Below are 1,175 nucleotides of genomic sequence, written 5' to 3' on the forward strand. Positions count from 1 at the left end.
CGTATTCCCTCGCCGGTTTGGCCTAGGCCCCCTTTCGCTCGCCGCTACTCGGGGGATCTCGCAGTTGATTTCTTCTCCTCCGGGTACTTAGATGTTTCAGTTCCCCGGGTTGTCCTCCCCCAAGGTATGTGTTCCCAAGGGGGATGCCAGGACCTCTCCTGGCGGGTTCGCCCATTCGGAGACCCGCGGGTCGAAGGGTGTGTGCCCCTAACCGCGGATTATCGCAGCTTGCCGCGTCCTTCGTCGGCTTCCCGTGCCAAGGCATCCGCCGTGCGCCCTGCATATCTTCTCATATGTCGCGTTCTCGTTCCGTATCTACCGGCCCCACGCGGGGGCCGGGGCAGAATCATACCGCCCGGGGCGCTTCGGCCCCGGGCGCGATCGTCGTTTCGATGTCGACCGCTCCCTCGGACAGGGGAACCCTGTCGTGTGGTCACGTGTCGCAGAATCGATTAGATGATTTTCGAGATGATTCCCATCTCGCTCGTCCCGCCCCCGACCTCGTCGGGGGCGGCCCGGGCCGGCTCCTGCCGGCCCGTCTCGCTATGCGGCTCTCAAGGTACGCGGGGATACCCCGGGGACCGGGTACCGCGGGTGGTGCGGCGGACGGGAGGACCGGGCGGGTCCTTCGCCTGAAAGTGTGTCTTCCGATTCCAGGAAGCTCGTCTCCCTAGAAAGGAGGTGATCCAGCCGCACGTTCCCGTACGGCTACCTTGTTACGACTTCACCCCCCTCACCCTCCACACCTTCGACGCCTCCCCCCTGGAAGGTTGGGCCGGCGGCTTCGGGTGCAGACGACTCGGGTGGTGTGACGGGCGGTGTGTACAAGGCCCGGGAACGCATTCACCGCGGCATGCTGATCCGCGATTACTAGCAACTCCGACTTCATGGGGGCGGGTTGCAGCCCCCAATCCGAACTGGGGCCGGCTTTGAGGGATCCGCTCGCGCTCGCGCGCTCGCCTCCCGTTGTACCGGCCATTGTAGCACGTGTGCAGCCCAGGGCATAAGGGGCATGATGACTTGACGTCGTCCCCGCCCTCCTCCGGCTTGACGCCGGCGGTCCCGCATGGGTGCCCGGCACTACCCGATGGCAACATGCGGCGGGGGTTGCGCTCGTTGCGGGACTTAACCCAACATCTCACGACACGAGCTGACGACAGCCATGCACCACCTGT

The 1,175-nt window shown here is 65.3% G+C and carries 2 rRNA genes; both read right to left on the bottom strand.

The annotated features are described in order from the left end of the window. Window positions 1-292 (bottom strand): 23S ribosomal RNA (locus INF29_RS14365); the annotation flags it as partial. 382 nt (window positions 293-674) lie between these two features. Continuing rightward, window positions 675-1,175: ribosomal RNA gene (locus INF29_RS14370) — 16S ribosomal RNA — on the bottom strand; the annotation flags it as partial.

Source organism: Anaerotignum lactatifermentans (assembly GCF_014982935.1).
GTDB lineage: Bacteria > Bacillota > Clostridia > Lachnospirales > Anaerotignaceae > Anaerotignum > Anaerotignum lactatifermentans.